This is a genomic window from Nocardia alni (assembly GCF_019038435.1).
GTDB classification, from domain to species: Bacteria; Actinomycetota; Actinomycetes; order Mycobacteriales; family Mycobacteriaceae; genus Nocardia; species Nocardia alni.
This window is the reverse complement of record NZ_JAGPOX010000025.1, coordinates 37,301-54,989: the sequence shown is the minus strand read 5'-3', so window position 1 is coordinate 54,989 and position 17,689 is coordinate 37,301. Positions and strand designations below refer to the sequence as shown.

The following is a 17,689-nucleotide window of genomic DNA, read 5'->3' as shown; positions in this document are numbered from 1 at the left end:
TCCGACAGGCGGGCAGGGCGCGATAGGTACGCTGGTCAGGAGAGATACGGAATGACCCACAACATAAGAAAATTCGGGGTTCGACTGCAATGACCGGTAACCGCCAAGCACAGCGCGCCTTCGACGCCGGGGTTCTGTCGCTCGGGCTGACCATCGACGGGCAAGAGGCCACACGCGATCTGGACTACGCCAAGCTGGCGTTTCATCGTGCCACCGAGTGGGATCCGACGATGTGCGATGCCTGGCTGGGCCTGGCCGCCGCCGGTGAGGTGACCCGCGAGGTGCTGCTCAATCTGTACAAGACCAGCGGCTCCACGCTGCAGCGCGAGCAGCGTCGGCTCGGCCTGCGGCCGAGAGAACTGTCCGGTCGGTTTGTTACGGGTCTTTACATCGACTACCCGCTGGCCAGCTACACCGAGATCTGGTGCGCACACATCGGCCAGCTGATTGTCGACAAGGATTTCGACGAGGCCGAGCAGGTCCTCGACCAGCTCACCGCCCACCTCAAGGCGCTGCCGCCCGGCCCGGACACCGTGGCCGACAACCGGATCGCCTCCTACATGCGCGGCGTCCTGCACTACACCACGCAGCGGTGGCCCGATGTGATGACCGTGCTGGCCGGTTCCAACGAATGGGACGACCCGTACATGTCCGCGGGCGCGCACGTCATGGTCGGCTCGGCCTGCGCCCAGCTCGGACTGTTCGGCGAGGCCATCCGCCGCATGGAACAGGCCGAGAACGGCCCGATTCCGTCCGCGCGCACCACCGCCATGTTCTGCCGCGGCCTGTGCCTGCGCGAGACCGGCGACGAGCAACAGGCTCAGTCCCTGTTCGAAAAGGTGTACTCGCAGGCCCCCGACTTCGCCTCCAACACCGAGGCGATGCGCGACCGCACCTACCGGATCACCTTGACCTCCAAGGAGACCATCGCCGCGCGCACCGACCGGTGGGATCCCGAATCCGCGCCCACCCTGCAGCAGCAGGAGGAGGCCGACTTCGAGGACCGTGCCAAGAAGATGCTGGAAACCGCACGCAAGGAACTCGATCGCCAGATTGGCCTCGCCTCGGTGAAGACCCAGGTGGCACGTCTGCAGTCGAGCGCTCAGCTGGCCAAGGTGCGGGCCGAGAAGGGCCTGTCCAGCGTGGCCCGCGGCAACCACCTGGCGTTCACCGGCCCGCCCGGAACGGGTAAGACGACCATCGCCCGTGTCGTCGCCAAGATCTATTGCGGTCTGGGGATTCTCAAGACCGACAAGATGGTCGAGGCCAAGCGCATGGACATGGTCGGCGAACATCTGGGCAGCACCGCGATCAAGACCGACAAGCTGATCGACAGCGCGATGGACGGCGTGCTGTTCATCGACGAGGCGTACACCCTGATCCAGGAGGGCCTGTCCGGCGGCGACGCGTTCGGCCGCGAGGCCGTGGACACCCTGCTGGCCCGCATGGAGAACGACCGCGACCGCCTCGTGGTGATCATCGCCGGATACGAGGGCGAGATCACCCGTCTGCTGGCCGCCAACGACGGTCTGGCGTCCCGCTTCTCCAAGCGCCTCCAGTTCCCCTCCTACCTCCCGGAGGAGCTGGGCCAGATCGGTCTGGTGATCTCCAAGGCCCGCGATTCCGAATTGTCCGAGGGCGCACAGCGTCGGCTGGTCGAGGCCTGTGATCGCCTCTACAACATGGAGAGCACCGATCAGAGCGGCCATCCCCGCCGCGGCGTCGACGTGGCGGGCAACGGCCGTTTCATCCGTAACCTCATCGAATCCGCCGAGGAGGAACGCGAATTCCGCCTCGCCAACGACGAGAACCTCGACCTGGCCGACATCGACGAGTCGATGCTGATGCGGATCGAGGAATCGGATATGGAGGCGGCCCTGCACACCATCCTGCACTCGATGGGCCTGGGATAGCCTCCCTCCCCGGTGTTCGGTACCTGAACGCCGGGATGGGCAGTGAGCAGCGGTTTTACCGGTTGTTCACTGCCCTGCGACCTGTTCTGCGCACGCGGACCGGCACTATTCACACACTATTCACGTGCTGCGGGCGACAGCCGGACACGGCAGATCATGGCCGCGACCGAACACCGTCGGTTTCGTCGTCGACGGCTACCGGGCCGCACAGATCGAGCCCGTGAGCCGGCTCAGTTTCCGGTGGCGCTGACTGGGTTGGCGTTGGCCGACGAGGTGGATATCGGGGAACCGCTGCCGGAGGGCAACGTGTCGTAACTGACCAGCGCGGCCTGCTGGGAGAGGGTCGGGCCGGGGATCAGGCGGCCCACTATCGCCCAGGGGGCCAGATGCGGAGTGGCGCCCAGGCCCAGGATCTGGGCGGTGGCCAGGTCCGGGATGCTGTAGCGAATTCCGTTGTCGGAGATGTAGAACAGGCCGTCGCGGCGCAGGCTGCCGGAGTCCATGCCGGTGGTCTGGACGAACTCGCCGGACATGGGCCTGAGGTAGACGTTGTCGACGTGGTCACCGTCGGACGGGGTGGCGAGCTGGACCGGGGTGGCCTGGCTCGGCAGGGGCATCTTTGTGCCCACGAGCAGGGACACCGCGGCCTTGTCGGCCGGGTTGCTGGTGTCGGTGGTCTGCGCGGTGGCCATGCCCGCGCTCTTGTCCCAGGCCACGCAGGTCACCGGATCGTCCTCGGCGGAGATGATTTTCGGGATCTGGGTCGGGAAGTGGCCTATCGCCAGCGTGTTCACCACCGGAACGCCGTCGAGCACATCCGGTGTGACGGCCTGGATCTGGCTCATCCCGTGCGAGTCGGCGTTGCGGATCATCTGAGCGGCGAAGGGGCCGATCTTCTGCACGCCGTCAGCGAGCACCACGTAGAGCTCGGCGGAGCCGCCCTCCAGCGGGGCCACCGAAATCACCCCGCCCACAGGAATATTCGACAGCTTGCCCGGGCCGGGCTGACCCGCCTGCGGAATGGTCGGCGGGGCCAGCGGCGGTACCGGAACCGCGACGTCCAGCAGCCCCGGGCCGGTCGGGCGAGGCGTGTACGAACCCAGGTTCAGGGTGCGGGAGACCACCGTGTTGGTGGGGTCGACCTCGGCGCGTTTGCCGTCGTAGACCAGGTAGTCCTTGCCGTCGTGCTGCACCAGCACAGCCTCGCCGGGGACCGCGGTGCGCGTCTGCGCGCCCAGTTGGGGCGCCCCGGCCATGATGGTCGTGGTGGGGGTCGAACCGGAGTCGGCGCTGCCGGTAGCGGTCAGCTGCACGGTCTCGCAATACGTCCAGTCCGAGTGGGCGCCCTGCGCGGAGGCGGGCAGTGCCGCGGGGGCGCCGGGGATACCCAGCAGCGGGCCCTGCGGATACCCGGTGAGCTTCGAATCCGCCACCGACGTAGGCGAATCCGCACTGGAGGTGATGAGCCTGGCCGAGGCCAGATTCAGCACCGGGTGCATGGTCTGGTTGCCGGAGGAGTCCTTGACCATCACGTACATCGCACCGCTGCTGTTACCCATGATGATCTTCGCGCTGCCGACCGAACCCTGCGGATGGATCAGCGCCAGGATCGTGCATCCGGCGATGCCGAGGATCGACAGCACGACCCCGATGATCAGCGAGCGCGACTGCGATCGCATCGGGTCATGCAGCATGCGCACATCGCGGCGGACCATGGCGTGGTCGAGCCGACGCAGCAGGAAACGGTAACCATTGACCTGAGCTCGGGTCGTCAGCTGAGCTGGCACTGGATCTCCCTCGGAAGAGTTCTCAGGAAAAGCCTATGCGGTTGTCCGGGCGGCACGCTACCCGCAGCCGAAACAGGTAACGTAATCCGCGAAACAGACAGATAGCAGCCCCAAGGTGTCATGTTTGTTTCACACCGCATTCTCTCGAGCGGATATGGGAAGCAGCGATGTCAGAAGAACCGATCGTCTACACCGGGCCCGAACAGGCGGCGGATTCCGAACTCTCCGCGCCGACCGCACGCGCGGCGCGTACTCCGGCGGCCCTGCACGATCAGGACTTCTGGCTCTTCCGATATTACCCGCTGCGGCTGGTGATTCCGGTGCTGCTGCTGGCCGGGCTGGCTGCCTGGATCGCCACCGCCTTCCACCTGCCGTGGTATGAGGTGGTACCCATCGGCGTGGTGATCCTGCCGATCGGCCTGGCGCCGCTGCGCCGCCGCATGCCACGCTCGCTGGCCGCGATCATCGCCGGGGCCATGGCCTTTCGCTTGAACAAGTGGCGGCACGACCCGAGTGCGCTGCCGCCGGAGCCCTTCGACGTGCCGCTGCCCGAGGGCGGTAGTTACGGCGTGCGCTGGGACAACGATCTGCTGATCACCATGCTGCGGATCGAGCCGCCGCCGGACGCGATGACCAAGCTGCGCCCGGGCTCACTGGGCTCGCATCAGGAACTCATGCTCAGCGAGATCGCCAGCTGTCTGGGGCAATTCGATATCACGCTGGACTCCATCGACATCATCAGCACCGGCGCGCGCACCGCCAGTAACGGCGCCGTGGCCTGGCTCTACGACAGCATCCTGGGCCCGCTGCCCGCGATCGCGCGCCGCACCGTGTGGCTGGTACTGCGCCTGGATCCGCTCGCGAACGCCGAGGCGGTGGACAATCGCGGCGGCGGCGGGACGGGCGCCCTGCGCGCGGCGATCATCGCGACCCGGCGCGTCGCCAATCGCCTTGCCGCCCGGGACATCTCGGCCTCGGTGCTGACCGCGAACGAAATCAACAGCGCGGTACGGCAACTCACCCACGGCATCCCCGTGGACCAGTTCTCGATATCCCCGCATACGTTGGAATACGAGGGATTACATCTGACCAGCTACGCGATCGGCCGCGACCTGATCGCCTCGCCCGGATTCGCCGACCTGTGGGCCGCGCCGAGCCTGTCCACGACCATCACGGTGCGGCTGCGCCCGCAGGCCTCGCGGCCCGGGCACGAGAACGGCTCGCCGACCATCAGCCTGCACGCCCTGGTGCGCTTCGACACCCTCGCCGAACCCGCCGAACCGCCGGTTCCCGGCCTGCGCCGCATGCCCGGCCAGCAATTGCAGGCCCTGCTGGACAGCCTGCCCATCGCCACGCCGCGCGAAGACGCCCCCGAGGATCACCGCGGCCCGCTGGACGCGCTGAACGGGTTGTCGGTGCCGACCGCCGGATGCGGCCAACTGATCGGCGCGGACCTCACCGGTTACGGCATCGCGGTGCCGCTGATCGGTGAGGGCACCAGGCATCTGGAGGTCATCGGCAAGCTCGACCTGGCCCAGCAGGTGGTACTGCGGGCCATCGCGCTGGGTGCGCACACCGTGGTGCACACGGTGCGCCCGGACGCGTGGAACACCATGGTGCAGGGCGTGTCCGCACCCGGTTCGCTGTCGCTGGCGCCGCGCGCCGCGGGTGCCAGCCACCATCCGCCCGCACCCGTGGTCCAGCCCGGAAGCCCTTATCCCACAACAACCGTGGTGGTCTTCGACGGGATCGACCCGACCGCCCTGCCGGGTGGCGCGACGATCCTTTACGTGCACGACGGTAACGGCACGAGCCCGTTCGACGCCGATGTGACGCTGTCCCAGGATCCGGATCAGCCGAATATGATCACCGTGCGCACCGCGACCGACTCGGCCACGGTACATATGGTCACCACGCGGGACGAGATGCAGTACATCGGCGAATCGTTGGTCGCCACCCGCTGATAAAACTTTCGGTGAATAAAAGATTCGGCCGGTCGGGAATCCCGACCGGCCGAATCTTTATGCGCTGACGCGCGATCAGAAAACTTCGAAACCCTGACCGACCGCGGAGTCGGCCGCCAGGGCCCGGTGCAGCGCGTCCTCGACCGACTGCTGCAGCTGGTTCAGCACCTGCAGGTTGTCGTCGTAATCGTTGCCCCACTTGCTGAAGACAGCATCGAAGCTCTGGTTGGCGTTGTCACCCTGCAGGGCGTTGTGGAACTGGCCCGCGTAGCCCTTGAGGTTCTCCGCCTCGGTCTGCAGCGTGGAACCGGAGTGCTGCAGGTCGTCGTACAGCGCGTTCATGCTCGTAGGGTCGTAGAGAATTTCACCCATTTGAATACTCCTTCAGTCGAAAAAAAGTATGAGACCTGATCAGGCGTTGCTCTGGTCCATGCTGAGCAACTTCTGCGCGCCCGCGTTCACTGCCTGGGTCAGCGCGTCCAGATCCGACTCCAGCTTCGAGGCCGTGTCGTGCCAGTTGTTGGTGGCGGTGATGAACGCGGAGTTCGCGTCACCCTTCCAGCCAGCCTTGGCCTGCTCGGCCGCATTGTCGATCTTCGAGATCTCGGCACGAATGGCCGCGATCGACTGGTCGAAGTTGCTCGCGAGGGTTTTGATCTGGTCGGGCTGAAGGCCAACTGCTCCTGCCATTTTACTTTCCTCTCATCAGGGGGTTGGTTACTGCTCACAGGGGGGTACTGCGTCGAGAGATCGGCTTCGGATCTCCCTCAGAATAGAAGACTCTTGCTGACATTTCAGAACTTATTGCCTCAGCCACCTCCCCCCGGGCAGCAACTCGACCAGCGCGGAAATCGCCTGTGCGATCCGGTGATCAGTGCCCGGTGTGACCGTCGACCAAGACCTCTGGTCTGGTGCGATGCTCGGCAGCGCGATAATACGACCCCTGCGAGTGTCGTACACCGCGACCGCGCCCGGTGCGCGGGTAGTGATGCCGTCCTCGTGTGCGTAAGCCACGATTTCGGCATAGGCATAACAGGATTCGAACGCCAGACCATAAACGGTCGCGTCGCGATCGGCCACACCGAGCGCGTAACAGGCGTCGGCGTAATCGGCGGAAGTGCTCGCCCCATCCAGTCGTTCGCTCAGATCCTGGGACAGCGCGGTGAAATCCGCGGTCTCGGCAGGTGCACAGGCGCCCAGCGCGCTCAGCAGCGGGCGGGCCAGCGACGCACCGGAACCGTCGGACCAGACCGGTCGCACGTCGTACTCGTCACCCGTGCGCACCGCGATCGTGTGGTCGTTTCCGCGCAGTGCCAGGCATACTCGCACGATCTCGGCGGGAACCCCGGGGTCCGGGGAATCCTTCGAGGTGCGGTAGATGCGCGCCACCAGCTCGCGTTCGGGCTGGGCCAGCACGAACATCGCCTGCGCCAGTTCGCCCGTCACCTCGCCGTAGTCGTCGAAGATCCCGGCGGCGGTCAATCCGTCGACCGCCTCCTCCTGCGCCGAACGCCACTCGTCATACGAATCATGTTGCGGCGAGACGGCCAACGCCACAGGTAGGGTCTGCACCCCGAGACGCTCGGCCACGGCGAACAATCCGTCGTTGGTCAGTGTCGTCATCAGGCCGCCCCGGGCTGCGCGACATCCGGCGGAGGCGGCGTACCCGGCTGGGGCGTCCCCGTCTGGGGCGGCGCGGGCGCCGCCGACGATCCACCCAATACCGCTGGCGCACTGACGATCCCGTTGTCCATACCGATCACGTCGGCGCCCTCGACCGCGATTCCGGCACGATGCGCGTCCTCGACGGGCGCCGCCGGCGCCCCGCCGCCGCCCATGGGCGTCACGGGCATGGCACTGGCCGGGGCAGGCGCGGCAGCCTCGGCCGCGGACACCGGAACCGCCTGCGGAACCTGTTGCGGTACTTCGGATTCGGTATAGGCAGGTGCGATGTACGCGGTCGGGCTCGGCGCGGCGGCGGCCAGGGCCGCGGGATCGAAGTTCGCCGGCAGCGCGGGCATCATCGGAAGGGATTCGGGCATCGGCAAGGGCGAGCCCTTGCCGGTCGACCGCTCGGCCGTCAGCGCGGCGCCGGAACTGAGCACCGGGGGCTTGTCCTGCACCCAGGGAACGGCCAGCGGGTCGGTCGCCGCCTCGTAGACGCGCATCACCCGCGCCGCCGCGGCCTTGGCGGCATCGGCGTTGGTATCGGTCACCGCGGCGATCGCCTGGATCGGTGCGCCGAGACCGAGACCGATCTGCTGCAGCATCTGCTCGGCCTGCTGAATCAGTTGGATATCGGCGATATTCGGCATGGTCAGCCGGGCAAGCTCATTGGCGGCGGCCTGCTGCTCGGCCCTGGCCGCATTGGCGGCCGCGGCCTGCGCGGCGCCGCCGAGCCAGTCGCTCAGCGACGAAATCCGCTCGTGCACAGTGGCACTCGAGACGGACTGCCACGCACCGCGCAGCATCACCAGGATCGACTCGTACTCGACCGCCGCAGCACCGAAGCTGGAGGCCAGGTGTGCCCACGTGGCACCGGCCTCCGCCATCGGGATGGGACCCGGGCCGGTACCGAGATCCCGCGCCAGCTGGTCGGGCTGGCGCGACTCCCAGACCACGCCGGTGAACCCGGACTGCGGTGGCTCGATCATGGTTTCTCTGCCCTCTATACCTGGCGCGCGTTCTCGACGCCGGCGACGTTCGCGTCCTCGACGCGGCCGAAGTGGTCGACCTGCGCGCGCAGCGAGGCCGCCAGCTTCTGCAATTCCTCGACACCGGCATCGGCGCTGGTCGAGAACGAGTCGGCGACGTCGTTCATGGTGCCCGCCGCCCGCATCGACACCTCGTCGGCGCCGGCCGACGGAACGGTCAGCGAGGGCTTGCCCTCGGCGACGTCGTTCTGCAGGCGCTGAGCCAGCGCGTCGAGCCGACCGGCAGCCTCGGTGGCCGCCTGCGGATCGAAATACACTCCGTTGAAATCGTTATCTGCCATGACGTCCTCACAATCGGATAGAACACACCATCACAACGTCAGTTCTTTGTCCGGCGGCGCCTCGATGGCCTGCGAATTCGCCTGCGCACCGACCACGGGAAGTGAAACACCTTCCAGCGGACCGACGACCGCGTCGCCGTTGTTGCCCGTCACCAGGTTGCTCTGTGAACCGGCATCGGCTGCCCCGGCGGCCGCGGTCGACTTGGCCATGCCCATGGCGCCCATTCCGCCGCCACCCATCGGCATATAGCCGGGACTGCTGGTGGCCGACGCCGGTTCGACGGCGGCGGGCTCGGGTGTGCCCGCACCGAGGGATGAACCCTCGGCCGCGGCCGTACCCGTCCAGGGGTTGAGCTGTGCGGCAGGCGCCGCGGAGGTGACGACACCGCCACCGCCGAGACCGCCTCCGCCGGAACCGGACTCACCCATCAAATCGCCGCCGGCTCCGCTGCTGTTAACCGAGTCGATGGATTTGGCCGCATCGGTGGTGGCCGGCCGGGCTGCGGTCGCCAGCTGTCCGATGGATTGCGCACCGGTACTGAGCAATTGGGAGACCGGCGAGGCCAGCTGTTGCACCAGCTGTTCCAGCCCACTGCTCGACGAGGAGGTCGTGGACGACGCCGCGCTCGACGCATCGGAGGCGGTCGAGGAGGCGGCGTCCGATACCGAGGACGCGGCGGAGGACACACCGGTCGGCGTGGAGCTGACCTTCACCTTGTGGCCCGCCGCGGTCATATTGGCGCTGTGGAAGGTCATTTCGAGCCGCGTCTTCGCCAGTACCGCAAGGCCTTCGGCGATCGACTCGGCCGTGGCCCCGGCGAGGAACACCTGCCCGCCCGGCACCGCCAGGAACGGCGCGGTCATCGCCGCGGTGGTCAGGTATTTGCTCACGACACCCGTCATCAACGCGCCGCCCGTGGCCACCGAGGTGGCGCCCGCGCCGAGAATAGCCTTCTGACTGGTGCTCTGGCCGACCAGCTGGGTACCGGAGGAGGACGCCTGGCTCGCGGTGGAGGCAGCCGACTGGGAACCCTGGCCCTGCCACAGCTGCATCAGGATCGGCAGCGCGGCGCTGCCCAGCGACAGGGCGGTCTGCAGACCCGTTGTGATGGCCTGTAGGACCTGGGTCGGGTCGGGGTTCAGGTGTGCGGGCTGCCCGGAACCCGGCGCGGTCGAACCGGCGGGCGAACCCGACTGCGCAGGCTTGGGTGAACCACTCCGCGCCGCAGGGGGTTTCGAAGTAGGCGCGGCCGCCGCCGGGGTGCTCTGCGCACCCGTACCACTCTGCGTCGTGCCCGCGGAGTTGCCCGTCGCCGGGGTGTTCTGCGTCGCCGTGGCGTTCTGCGTCGGCGCGGAGTCGGACGGTGCGGCAGGGGCCGCGGCGACCGCGGGATGCAACGCGGATTTGACCGCGGGCCGGGCCGCGGACGCCGGATCGGCCGCCGGATGCGACCCGGCCCCACCGAAGTGCCCGGTGCCGAAGCTCGACAACATGTCGGTCATCGGCTTGACGATGGCCCCCAGGTCGATGGTCGGCAGCGGCGGCAGGCCCGGAAGGGGCGACGCCGCCGGGATCGTCGGCAGCGGAGGCAATCCCATGGTCTGCAGGATGTGGTTCACCGGCTGGTCCATCATGGGCGCCAGCGAGCTACCCCGCAGCAGGTCTGAGATGCTCGGGTCGATCGGCGCGGTCATCAGCTAGACCGAACCGAGGTCACTCGCCGACTCGCCGTCGGTGTTCTGATACTTGGCGGCGCTCCCGTAGGCCGCCGCCGCGGTACCGGCGTGCACTGCGGCCAGCTCGTTGACCGACGAGATGTGGTTGGCCTGGGCGTAGGCGAACGACGCGAGGAAGTCCTGCCCGATCAGGCCGAACACCGGCACGGCCGCGCCAACGGTCGCGACCTGGTCGACGTTGCCCGCAGTGGCGACGGTGGTCGCCATCGCCGCCGAGGCGTCTGCGTAGTTACGAATGGCATCTGGTGTTGCCGCGACACGGTCCATCGAATTCCCACCTCTGGTAAGGCAATCGCTTGTCATCATGGTAAACAGACGGACCGACATCCCGCTACAGATAGCACGCCCCACAGATCCAGGGGCGGCGATCCGGTAGCAAAATTCACCAGCCTGCTACCTCATCGTTGAACGTATTGACTAGATCGGCTCGTTCGGCGAAGGCGTTAACGGCAGCGGCGTATGCGGTAGTCACGACCGCACTCTCGAACTGTTCGGGTGTCATTCGCGAAATCGTCTCGGACAGTTCGAGATCCAGCAATGCGCCGTTACCGTCGACCTCGACCGTGACCGCGCCGTCCTCCGAGGTTTCCCGGGACCGAATCGCCGCCATATTGTCCCCGAGGTCGCGCAGCCGATACAGCCGTCGCCGCACGCTGGCCTCGAGTTCGTCCATGGATTCGTACATCACACTCCTCGATACGATCGGCCATCAGTACAGACCGACCCGTCTGTATCAAACCAATGCAAAATGCAGTCGTTCAACTTTTGTCCGCACCGACCGCTCCGCTTACACCGAGCGCAACCAACTTTCGGGTTCGTACTCGTCCTCGTCCTCTTCCCGGATCTCGGACTGCGCGACCTGCTCCGGTGTCGGCAATCCCATCAGCCGCAGCGCGTCCTGATCGACACCGATCTCCTCGAACTCCGCCCGCCGCGCCAGCGCCGCCCGGTTCGCCGCCTGCTTACACAGCCGCAACACCTCGGCCGCCAGCGCCCGCGGATCCCGCCGCAACTCGGCCGGATCCACCGAAATCCCCAGCGGCAGCCCCTGATCGCTGGTCCGCACGGTGATCGAACCGGTGCGCGAGGCCGCGGTCCATTCGGTGAACACCTGCTCCGGCGCGCCGGAGTCTCCCCCATCGGCCGAGCCGCCGGCCCCGGGATCGGTTTTCCCGGTCGCCCCGATCACCTCTCCCGCGACCACCACCGGACCGCCATCGGCCGACTCGCCGTCCCGATACTCGAACATCCCCTCACCGACAACCCCTGAGCCCACACCGGGATTCGAATCCCCGTACTCGTCGTCGAAGCCCTCATACCGTCCGGAGCTCATAGCGCAACCCCAATCGTCCACTGCGCAACCGTTTCCAGGTGGGCGCACCTATCGTACGCCACACAGTGCCATAATGCCCTGACAATTGGGCGTCCGCAGCTGCGCCGATCATTCCAACGCTTCGCAGAGGTGGTCGTTCAGTGTGACCGCGGTCGGGTATTCGAGCTCGGCGGCTCACCCGTCGAGGAACCTCGGGTAGAGCGCCCGTACGAGCTCGAGGGCGATGTCCATGCTGATGGCGTTGTCGTTCACCAACGCGTTGGTCACGACCGCGACCGACGCATCCTCGGCGGGATAGCGGTACACCGCGCACGACGAACCGGGCATGATGCCGCTATGGCCGACCAGCGCACCGAGGCGCTGCACCCCGAGCCCGTACCGATGGTAGGCGCGCCGGCCGTCCAGGTGCCGCGCCGTCAATCGCTCACGCTGCAGGTCCGCCGACAACAGTGTGCCGTCGGCAAGTTCACGCACCCAGATCAGGAGGTCGTCGACCGTCGAGGTCATCGCGGCGGCCGTCCACAGGACATTGGGGTTCATGTCGCCGAGCTCACACAACGTGCCACTGTCCGGCACGAGTGCATAGAGGGTCGGATGCGGGTCGGGAAGCTTTGCGACCGAGGGAAATTCGGTGTTGTTCAGGCCCGGCACCGCCGCGACCACGTCGCCGTTGATCACATCGGCCGCCGACTTGCCGGTCACCTGCTCGAGCACGAGCCCGAGCAGAATGTAGTTGCTGTCGCAGTAGCGAGCCCTGACACCCGGTTCGAAAGTCGCCGGCCTGCTGCGCATCACGTCGATCTTGCGCTCCTGCGGCCAGTCCGCGTCGGCAGTGTCGAACGACACGCCCTCGATCGCCGGCCACCAGTCCGCCACATCGGAAAAGTCCGGGACACCGGACGTCATGGTCAACAGGTGCTTGATCGTGATGCGCTCACCGTTCGGAATCCCCGGGACGAAGGGTTCGAGCGTATCGTCGAAACCGATTCGGCCACTGTCGATCTGCTGCAGGACGGCCGTCGCGGTAAATGATTTCGTGACGCTTCCGATGCGGTAGTGGTCGCCGATCCGGAACGGTTCACCGGTGGTCACGTCCGAGACGCCGAGCGCAAGCTCCCATCGCTGATCGCCCACCTCGACAACCGCGCCGAGGCCGGGCAGGCGTCTGTCGTAGAAGTGCGTCTCGAGCAGGAACCCGAGCGTGTCCCGCGTCATCTCGTCGAACATCGGACGATCCCTGTGCCCGCCGCTCAGGAGACTCGGGAGTCACGTTCGGTGGGGCGGTCCTCCCGGATCCGCCGGACCAGTGCGGCGACTCGCTGGTTGACAAATATCTCGAATGCGTTGTCGTCCACCGCAACTGCGACCGGACTCGCTGTTGACTCGATCAGGTAGCGGCCGTCATCGGCAAGATCGCGCCAATGCATCGAATAGCCGCGGCGGTCCTGGATCCAGTGCGCCCCACTGCCCGGTTCGACCTTCAACTTGCCGACGCGGGTCGTCTCGGCACGGCGCCAGCGGTCGGAGCGCTGCTGCGGGGATCCGATCGGATCCCGCACCGGCGACGAGTCGTACCTGTAGCCGACTCTGTCCGACTCCGGTGGGAAGATCGGGACCTCCTTATCCTTACCGCGCCCGGCCTTCGGCAGCCGGGCGATCACGGCCTTCGCCAGCCCGACGACATCGGTCTGGTAGACGTCGACGTCACCGCCGCGGTCGATGGTCTCGCCCGGCTGCTGGGCCAGGACCACCGCGAAACCCTCGCGCCGCAGTCCGACCACACGCGTCACCGTCTGCATATCCGTCTCGTCGCCGGCCCCCTCGCCCGCCGCCCAGATGACAATGTCCGGATTGACCGCGGCCTTCCACAGCTGCAATAGATCGGCGGTCTCCCACCCCTGCGGCGGTTGGAGCGGCGGATTCCTCGAGATCCGTTCCGCCGTCTCCTTTTTCGCGCGGATGTAGTCATCCTCGTATCGGTGAGTCGGCCAGTGCGTCAGCGGGAACGGCAGGCGGTCGTTCGACATCAGCTCCCACAGCACCACGAGTTCGAACGACGTCAATCGCCCCAGGTGAGTGCTCATCCGTCGACGATCGGCTTCGAAGTCAACGGGGCCTCACCCATGGCCTGCTCGAGCCACTCCTCCGAATCCAGGAATTCGGCGCGCTTCTTCTCCTTCTCCTTCTCCTGCTGACCTCGTCCGGCGCCCATACCCATCGGGCCCGGGACGCCCGCCGAAGCCATCCCGGCACGAGCCTCCCCGATGGCAGCCTCCTCGGCCTTGGCGACCATCGCGGCGCGCGGGAACAGCCTGGAGGCCTGCTCTTCCGAGGCGAGCAGGGCGCCCTTGGTGGCGCTCATCGCCCTGCCGAGTGCACCGTCCGGGCCGCCCATTCCGAGTCCGGCGAGCGCCGGGCCGGTCAAACCGGCCAGTCCCCCCATGTCGCCGGCGAGATCTCGCGCGGCATCAGCGGCGGTGGGTTGAGTCAGCTGCTGCGCGGCCTGCTGGGCCGCCTGCAGACCCTGCTGCGCCGCCTCCTGCGCCGCCTGCGAGTCCTGCTGCTGCGAATCCTGCTGTTGCTGCTGCGCGGCCTGCTGTTGCTGCTGCTGCGCGGCCTGCTGTTGCTGCGCCTGGTAGGCGGCCTCCTGCTTGGCCAGCTCGGCCTGCTGCTGGTCTGTGTTCGTCGCGGCATTCGTCAGGCCGGTGAGGCCGAGACTCGGAGCAGGACCGGGGAGGCTGAGGCTGGGCCCGGGACCAGGACTGGGACCAGGGCCAGGGGTGCTGACCTTGCCGGTCGGGTCCGGGAGCCCACTCGTCACCGATTGCGGCAGCGGGAAGATCGGCATGGCCGCGTCCACGGATTTCCCGTTGGGAACGAAGATCTCGTTGATGACGTCGTTGGCCCGCTTCGTCAACTCCTGCTTCATGAGATTTTGCACCTGGCTGCTGTATGGGGCCCACGTGGTGTAGTTCTGGCCGTAGTCGCTGCCGCTGTCGCTATAGCCGTTCTCGCTGTCGTCGATGTGAGTTATGACCTCTGTCCCGTCGCTCAACAGGCCGTGTTGGTCGGGAATATTTTTTTTCGTGTCATCGAGGAATGTCGCCGAGAAGCCCAGGCTGTTCGCGATCGCGTTCATGATGACGGGGAGTTGCGACAGTTGGTCGGCGTAGCGCTGCACGGCCGTCGACGCGACGGCACCACCGGTAGAATCCCAGGAATCGATGATCTTCGCGTACACTTCGTTCCAGAAGTCACCGGCGAGCGAAGTCAGATTGCTGCCGTGAGTGCTCCAGGTCGTCGCCATGCCTTTCACCCAATTGGTGTTGATCGAATCGCGATACGTCACAAGATTTTCCAGCGTCTGGTTATAGGTCTCCCATTTGATCTGGCCGACCTCGGTCTTGATCTGACTGCTGGCGCCGAGTACGGTACCCGGGTCGGTGATCTTGTCCGGCGGGCTGAAAGTATTCAGCGACACGCTGTCAGAATCTGGACCGCTCATTGGTTACCTCCACAGGGCAAGGACGACGGAAATCCCACGGGCTACCGCGGCAGCGCCTTTATCGTATTGTCGTACTTGGAAATATCCGCGGCAGAGGCATTTTCGTTCGTCAGGTACGCGCGGCCGGCCGCAATGAAGGTATCCATCATGTCGCTGACGACCTTGACGTGCTTTCCCAGTACGTGCTGCAGCGAGGAGTCGCCGCTGTCCGCGAGGGCGTCGTAGCGGTCGGCGAGATCCTTCGCGTTCGGGATGATGCCGTCGTCGCCGAAGGCTTTGTTCTTGGCGAGCGTGGAGAGGTTCGTGGCGTCGTTGATCGCGCTGTTGAGCTCGGTGATCAAATCGCTGCACATCTTGGCGCAGTCCTGCGCGGCTTGCGGGTCCAGCCGGATGTAGTTTCCCTTGGCGGCCTTGGTGAGGGCGGTGAAATCGCTGCTGTCTGCCATCGGTCGGTCCTTCTACGACGAGATACTCGGGAAGTGGTGTCGGCCCAACGCTGCGCGGCCCGTTGGCACCATCTGTCTGTCAACTCCTGCGTAGCCGTACCAGCCCCGGCAGCGGCTCATCTTCATCCACATCTTGACATGAAGAGCCCTGGCCGTCTGCCCCATATATCAGGGTCACCACTACCGTCATCATGACACGTTCCCGATGCCGAGCGCCATCGGTCGGCATGTCATCCCGCACGGTTCGCAGTAGCCGTAGACGCCGTGCAAGCTCACCATCCCCTAGATCGGGAAATCCACCCCCGTGCTGGTGCGGCGCTGGTTGAAGCGCTGTTCGAAACCCTCGGCGTAGATGGAGGGGGCTACCGAGGAGGAGGACTGTTCGATGACGCCGTCGTCGGCTATGTAGAAGATGGCGCGGCCGATGGCGATCTCGTCGGGTTGGGTGGGGACGAAGACCATCCAGCCGACGGTGAGGCGTTCGGCGACCAGGTTTTCCAGGGGGTAGTTGGTGGTGTCGATGTCTTGGCCGCGGATGAATTCGCGGACCAGGGTGATCGCGCGCTCGGAGGAGAGCTGTTCGGGGACCTCGGTGACCAGGCCGGCCATCGACAGCTGGAACAGGGCGCCGTCGATGTCGTCGGCCGGGTCGTCGAACAGGGCGACGAGCGTATTGCGGGTCACCACGCCGGCTTCCGCGGCGGCCACCAGGTTGGCCGCGGCCTCGCGCTGCTCCTCGGTCGGCTCCGAACTCGCGAGGCCGGCGACCACCTCCGCGGCAGTCTGCGCGGTCCATACGCCGGGCACGGCCGAGCTGAGTTGATCGGAGGTGGGCGATTCGCCGCGGAACCAGCTGCCGTTGTCCCACCAGTAGCAGAACGACAGGACACCGCGCGCCGCACGAGGATTGAGTACCTGGTTGGCCACCCACTCCGGGGCGCCGGCGTAGAGATCCGGCATGGGCTCGCCACCGTTGTAGGCCGCGTCGAGTTCCGGGGCGTCCCACACACCGCCGGACAGCACCGCGCGGCCGCCGGGCAGCACGTACAGGGTGGAGCCGCTGCGCGAGAAACCCTCGAACAGGGCCAGCGCGGGCAGGACTCGCGGACCGACCTCCGAGCCGACCGCCACGAACGACGCCGCGATCGTCGCCCAGCGCGCCCATAGGACCGGCAGCACCGGGAAATCGTCGAGGGAGCGCACCGGGCCGATCCCGGCGTCCTGGTCGGTGCGCGACTGGACGCCCGCCTGCTGCGCGGTACGCCACTGGCGGTTGTCGTGCCCGACGTACGCCGCCAGCCACACCGGCACCCGCTCACGCGGAAACGCCTGGAGGTCGGCCAGATACGCCTCGGGAACGAACAGCTGATCGTCGGGGAACGGCACGTCGCCGTAGTCGAAATCGGCCTCGACCTGCCCCGTCACGTCCATGGTGACAACCATTCGCCACCACGGACCGTCGGTGGCCTGGGCGGACACCTCGCGGTGCAGCCGGGCCATCTCGAGGATCTCCTCGGGTACCTCGAGCCGCACCCCTTGGTCGGCGTCGTTGTAGTACAGCGTGTACGCGAGACCGCCCGCCACCGTCAGCGCGAAAAACGACTCCAGCCTGCGCCAGCCCTCCGGACCGGTGACGGCGAGCTCACGCGCGATGTTCTGGGCCAGCTGACCGGCCTGATCCTCGATCGAGGAACCCTCGGCGACGGCCTCCGTATCCAGCGCGGTGGACTCCTCGTCCACCAGCGAGCGCTCCGGCGCGTCCGGCGCGGCGGCGGGCTCGCTCGGCGGCGCGGACTGCGATGCCGGACCCCCCAAACCGCTCAGGCTGAAATTGACGTCCGGCAGCCCGCCGCCCGCGGGAGAGTCCTGGTGCGGATCGGTCATTCGGTTAGCCCTCTCTCATCGCCTCACGCGGCAGCCTTCATCTACGCGCAATCTTGCCGCGTACACCGCCATCGCGCCATCTCATCAACGGTAGCCCGCGATATGATGACAACGGAATAACATTT

The 17,689-nt window shown here is 66.7% G+C and carries 17 protein-coding genes; 2 read left to right on the top strand and 15 right to left on the bottom strand.

Going from position 1 to position 17,689, the window contains the following annotated elements:
* Positions 1-89: 89 nt before the first annotated feature.
* Entirely contained in the window at positions 90-1,913 is a 1,824-nt protein-coding gene (gene eccA, locus JZ791_RS12580) for a type VII secretion AAA-ATPase EccA (RefSeq protein ID WP_216894439.1), read from the top strand.
* A gap of 230 nt (positions 1,914-2,143) precedes the next feature.
* On the opposite strand, the gene eccB is transcribed toward eccA, so the two are convergent.
* Entirely contained in the window at positions 2,144-3,700 is a 1,557-nt protein-coding gene (gene eccB, locus JZ791_RS12575; protein WP_216894438.1) for a type VII secretion protein EccB, read from the bottom strand.
* A gap of 167 nt (positions 3,701-3,867) precedes the next feature.
* On the opposite strand from eccB, the gene eccE reads away from it, so the two are divergent.
* Positions 3,868-5,664 carry a type VII secretion protein EccE gene (gene eccE / locus JZ791_RS12570; protein ID WP_216894437.1) on the top strand — a complete coding sequence of 599 codons (1,797 nt, stop codon included), beginning with the start codon at positions 3,868-3,870 and terminating at the stop codon, positions 5,662-5,664.
* 75 nt (positions 5,665-5,739) lie between these two features.
* Here eccE and JZ791_RS12565 read toward each other — a convergent pair whose 3' ends face one another.
* The 14 genes from JZ791_RS12565 to JZ791_RS12500 form a co-directional block, all read right to left on the bottom strand.
* Positions 5,740-6,036, bottom strand: a complete 297-nt coding sequence (locus JZ791_RS12565) for a WXG100 family type VII secretion target (protein ID WP_216894436.1) — start codon at positions 6,034-6,036, stop codon at positions 5,740-5,742.
* Between the two features lie 39 nt (positions 6,037-6,075).
* Positions 6,076-6,354 (bottom strand): WXG100 family type VII secretion target, encoded by a 279-nt coding sequence (locus JZ791_RS12560; RefSeq protein WP_216894435.1) that lies wholly within the window; start codon positions 6,352-6,354, stop codon positions 6,076-6,078.
* A gap of 111 nt (positions 6,355-6,465) precedes the next feature.
* Positions 6,466-7,287 (bottom strand): ESX secretion-associated protein EspG, encoded by an 822-nt coding sequence (locus JZ791_RS12555; RefSeq protein ID WP_216894434.1) that lies wholly within the window; start codon positions 7,285-7,287, stop codon positions 6,466-6,468.
* Entirely contained in the window at positions 7,287-8,318 is a 1,032-nt protein-coding gene (locus JZ791_RS12550) for a PPE domain-containing protein (RefSeq protein WP_216894433.1), read from the bottom strand. The genes JZ791_RS12555 and JZ791_RS12550 overlap by 1 nt, the downstream gene beginning before the upstream one ends.
* A 14-nt stretch (positions 8,319-8,332) precedes the next feature.
* The gene (locus tag JZ791_RS12545; RefSeq protein WP_216894432.1) at positions 8,333-8,659 is read right to left on the bottom strand and encodes a PE family protein; all 327 of its coding nucleotides are present in this window, start codon (positions 8,657-8,659) and stop codon (positions 8,333-8,335) included.
* Positions 8,660-8,689: 30 nt separating this feature from the next.
* Positions 8,690-10,354 carry a hypothetical protein gene (locus JZ791_RS12540; protein ID WP_216894431.1) on the bottom strand — a complete coding sequence of 555 codons (1,665 nt, stop codon included), beginning with the start codon at positions 10,352-10,354 and terminating at the stop codon, positions 8,690-8,692.
* A gap of 3 nt (positions 10,355-10,357) precedes the next feature.
* Positions 10,358-10,663: a type VII secretion target gene (locus tag JZ791_RS12535; RefSeq protein WP_216894430.1), complete on the bottom strand. Its 306-nt coding sequence runs from the start codon at positions 10,661-10,663 to the stop codon at positions 10,358-10,360.
* A gap of 115 nt (positions 10,664-10,778) precedes the next feature.
* On the bottom strand, positions 10,779-11,081 hold the full coding sequence (locus JZ791_RS12530) for a YbaB/EbfC family nucleoid-associated protein (RefSeq protein ID WP_216894429.1): 303 nt from the start codon (positions 11,079-11,081) through the stop codon (positions 10,779-10,781).
* Between the two features lie 102 nt (positions 11,082-11,183).
* Positions 11,184-11,729 (bottom strand): hypothetical protein, encoded by a 546-nt coding sequence (locus tag JZ791_RS46485; RefSeq protein ID WP_308162898.1) that lies wholly within the window; start codon positions 11,727-11,729, stop codon positions 11,184-11,186.
* Positions 11,730-11,903: 174 nt separating this feature from the next.
* Positions 11,904-12,956, bottom strand: a complete 1,053-nt coding sequence (locus JZ791_RS12520) for a serine hydrolase domain-containing protein (protein ID WP_216894428.1) — start codon at positions 12,954-12,956, stop codon at positions 11,904-11,906.
* A 23-nt stretch (positions 12,957-12,979) separates the two neighbouring features.
* Positions 12,980-13,813 carry an ESX secretion-associated protein EspG gene (locus tag JZ791_RS12515; protein ID WP_216894427.1) on the bottom strand — a complete coding sequence of 278 codons (834 nt, stop codon included), beginning with the start codon at positions 13,811-13,813 and terminating at the stop codon, positions 12,980-12,982.
* On the bottom strand, positions 13,810-15,210 hold the full coding sequence (locus JZ791_RS12510; RefSeq protein WP_216894426.1) for a hypothetical protein: 1,401 nt from the start codon (positions 15,208-15,210) through the stop codon (positions 13,810-13,812). Before JZ791_RS12510 ends, JZ791_RS12515 begins: the two co-directional genes overlap by 4 nt.
* A 65-nt stretch (positions 15,211-15,275) precedes the next feature.
* Positions 15,276-15,680 (bottom strand): hypothetical protein, encoded by a 405-nt coding sequence (locus JZ791_RS12505; protein ID WP_216894425.1) that lies wholly within the window; start codon positions 15,678-15,680, stop codon positions 15,276-15,278.
* A gap of 282 nt (positions 15,681-15,962) precedes the next feature.
* Positions 15,963-17,564 carry a hypothetical protein gene (locus JZ791_RS12500; protein ID WP_216894424.1) on the bottom strand — a complete coding sequence of 534 codons (1,602 nt, stop codon included), beginning with the start codon at positions 17,562-17,564 and terminating at the stop codon, positions 15,963-15,965.
* Positions 17,565-17,689 lie beyond the last annotated feature (125 nt).

What these genes read in the sequence shown, in the direction of transcription:
- eccA (WP_216894439.1), top strand. Translation starts at nt 90, where the DNA reads ATGACCGGTAACCGCCAAGCACAGCGCGCCTTCGACGCCGGGGTTCTG.
- eccE (WP_216894437.1), top strand. Translation starts at nt 3,868, where the DNA reads ATGTCAGAAGAACCGATCGTCTACACCGGGCCCGAACAGGCGGCGGAT.
- JZ791_RS12565 (WP_216894436.1), bottom strand. Translation starts at nt 6,036, where the DNA reads ATGGGTGAAATTCTCTACGACCCTACGAGCATGAACGCGCTGTACGAC.
- JZ791_RS12560 (WP_216894435.1), bottom strand. Translation starts at nt 6,354, where the DNA reads ATGGCAGGAGCAGTTGGCCTTCAGCCCGACCAGATCAAAACCCTCGCG.
- JZ791_RS12555 (WP_216894434.1), bottom strand. Translation starts at nt 7,287, where the DNA reads ATGACGACACTGACCAACGACGGATTGTTCGCCGTGGCCGAGCGTCTC.
- JZ791_RS12550 (WP_216894433.1), bottom strand. Translation starts at nt 8,318, where the DNA reads ATGATCGAGCCACCGCAGTCCGGGTTCACCGGCGTGGTCTGGGAGTCG.
- JZ791_RS12545 (WP_216894432.1), bottom strand. Translation starts at nt 8,659, where the DNA reads ATGGCAGATAACGATTTCAACGGAGTGTATTTCGATCCGCAGGCGGCC.
- JZ791_RS12540 (WP_216894431.1), bottom strand. Translation starts at nt 10,354, where the DNA reads ATGACCGCGCCGATCGACCCGAGCATCTCAGACCTGCTGCGGGGTAGC.
- JZ791_RS12535 (WP_216894430.1), bottom strand. Translation starts at nt 10,663, where the DNA reads ATGGACCGTGTCGCGGCAACACCAGATGCCATTCGTAACTACGCAGAC.
- JZ791_RS12530 (WP_216894429.1), bottom strand. Translation starts at nt 11,081, where the DNA reads ATGTACGAATCCATGGACGAACTCGAGGCCAGCGTGCGGCGACGGCTG.
- JZ791_RS46485 (WP_308162898.1), bottom strand. Translation starts at nt 11,729, where the DNA reads ATGAGCTCCGGACGGTATGAGGGCTTCGACGACGAGTACGGGGATTCG.
- JZ791_RS12520 (WP_216894428.1), bottom strand. Translation starts at nt 12,956, where the DNA reads ATGTTCGACGAGATGACGCGGGACACGCTCGGGTTCCTGCTCGAGACG.
- JZ791_RS12515 (WP_216894427.1), bottom strand. Translation starts at nt 13,813, where the DNA reads ATGAGCACTCACCTGGGGCGATTGACGTCGTTCGAACTCGTGGTGCTG.
- JZ791_RS12505 (WP_216894425.1), bottom strand. Translation starts at nt 15,680, where the DNA reads ATGGCAGACAGCAGCGATTTCACCGCCCTCACCAAGGCCGCCAAGGGA.
- JZ791_RS12500 (WP_216894424.1), bottom strand. Translation starts at nt 17,564, where the DNA reads ATGACCGATCCGCACCAGGACTCTCCCGCGGGCGGCGGGCTGCCGGAC.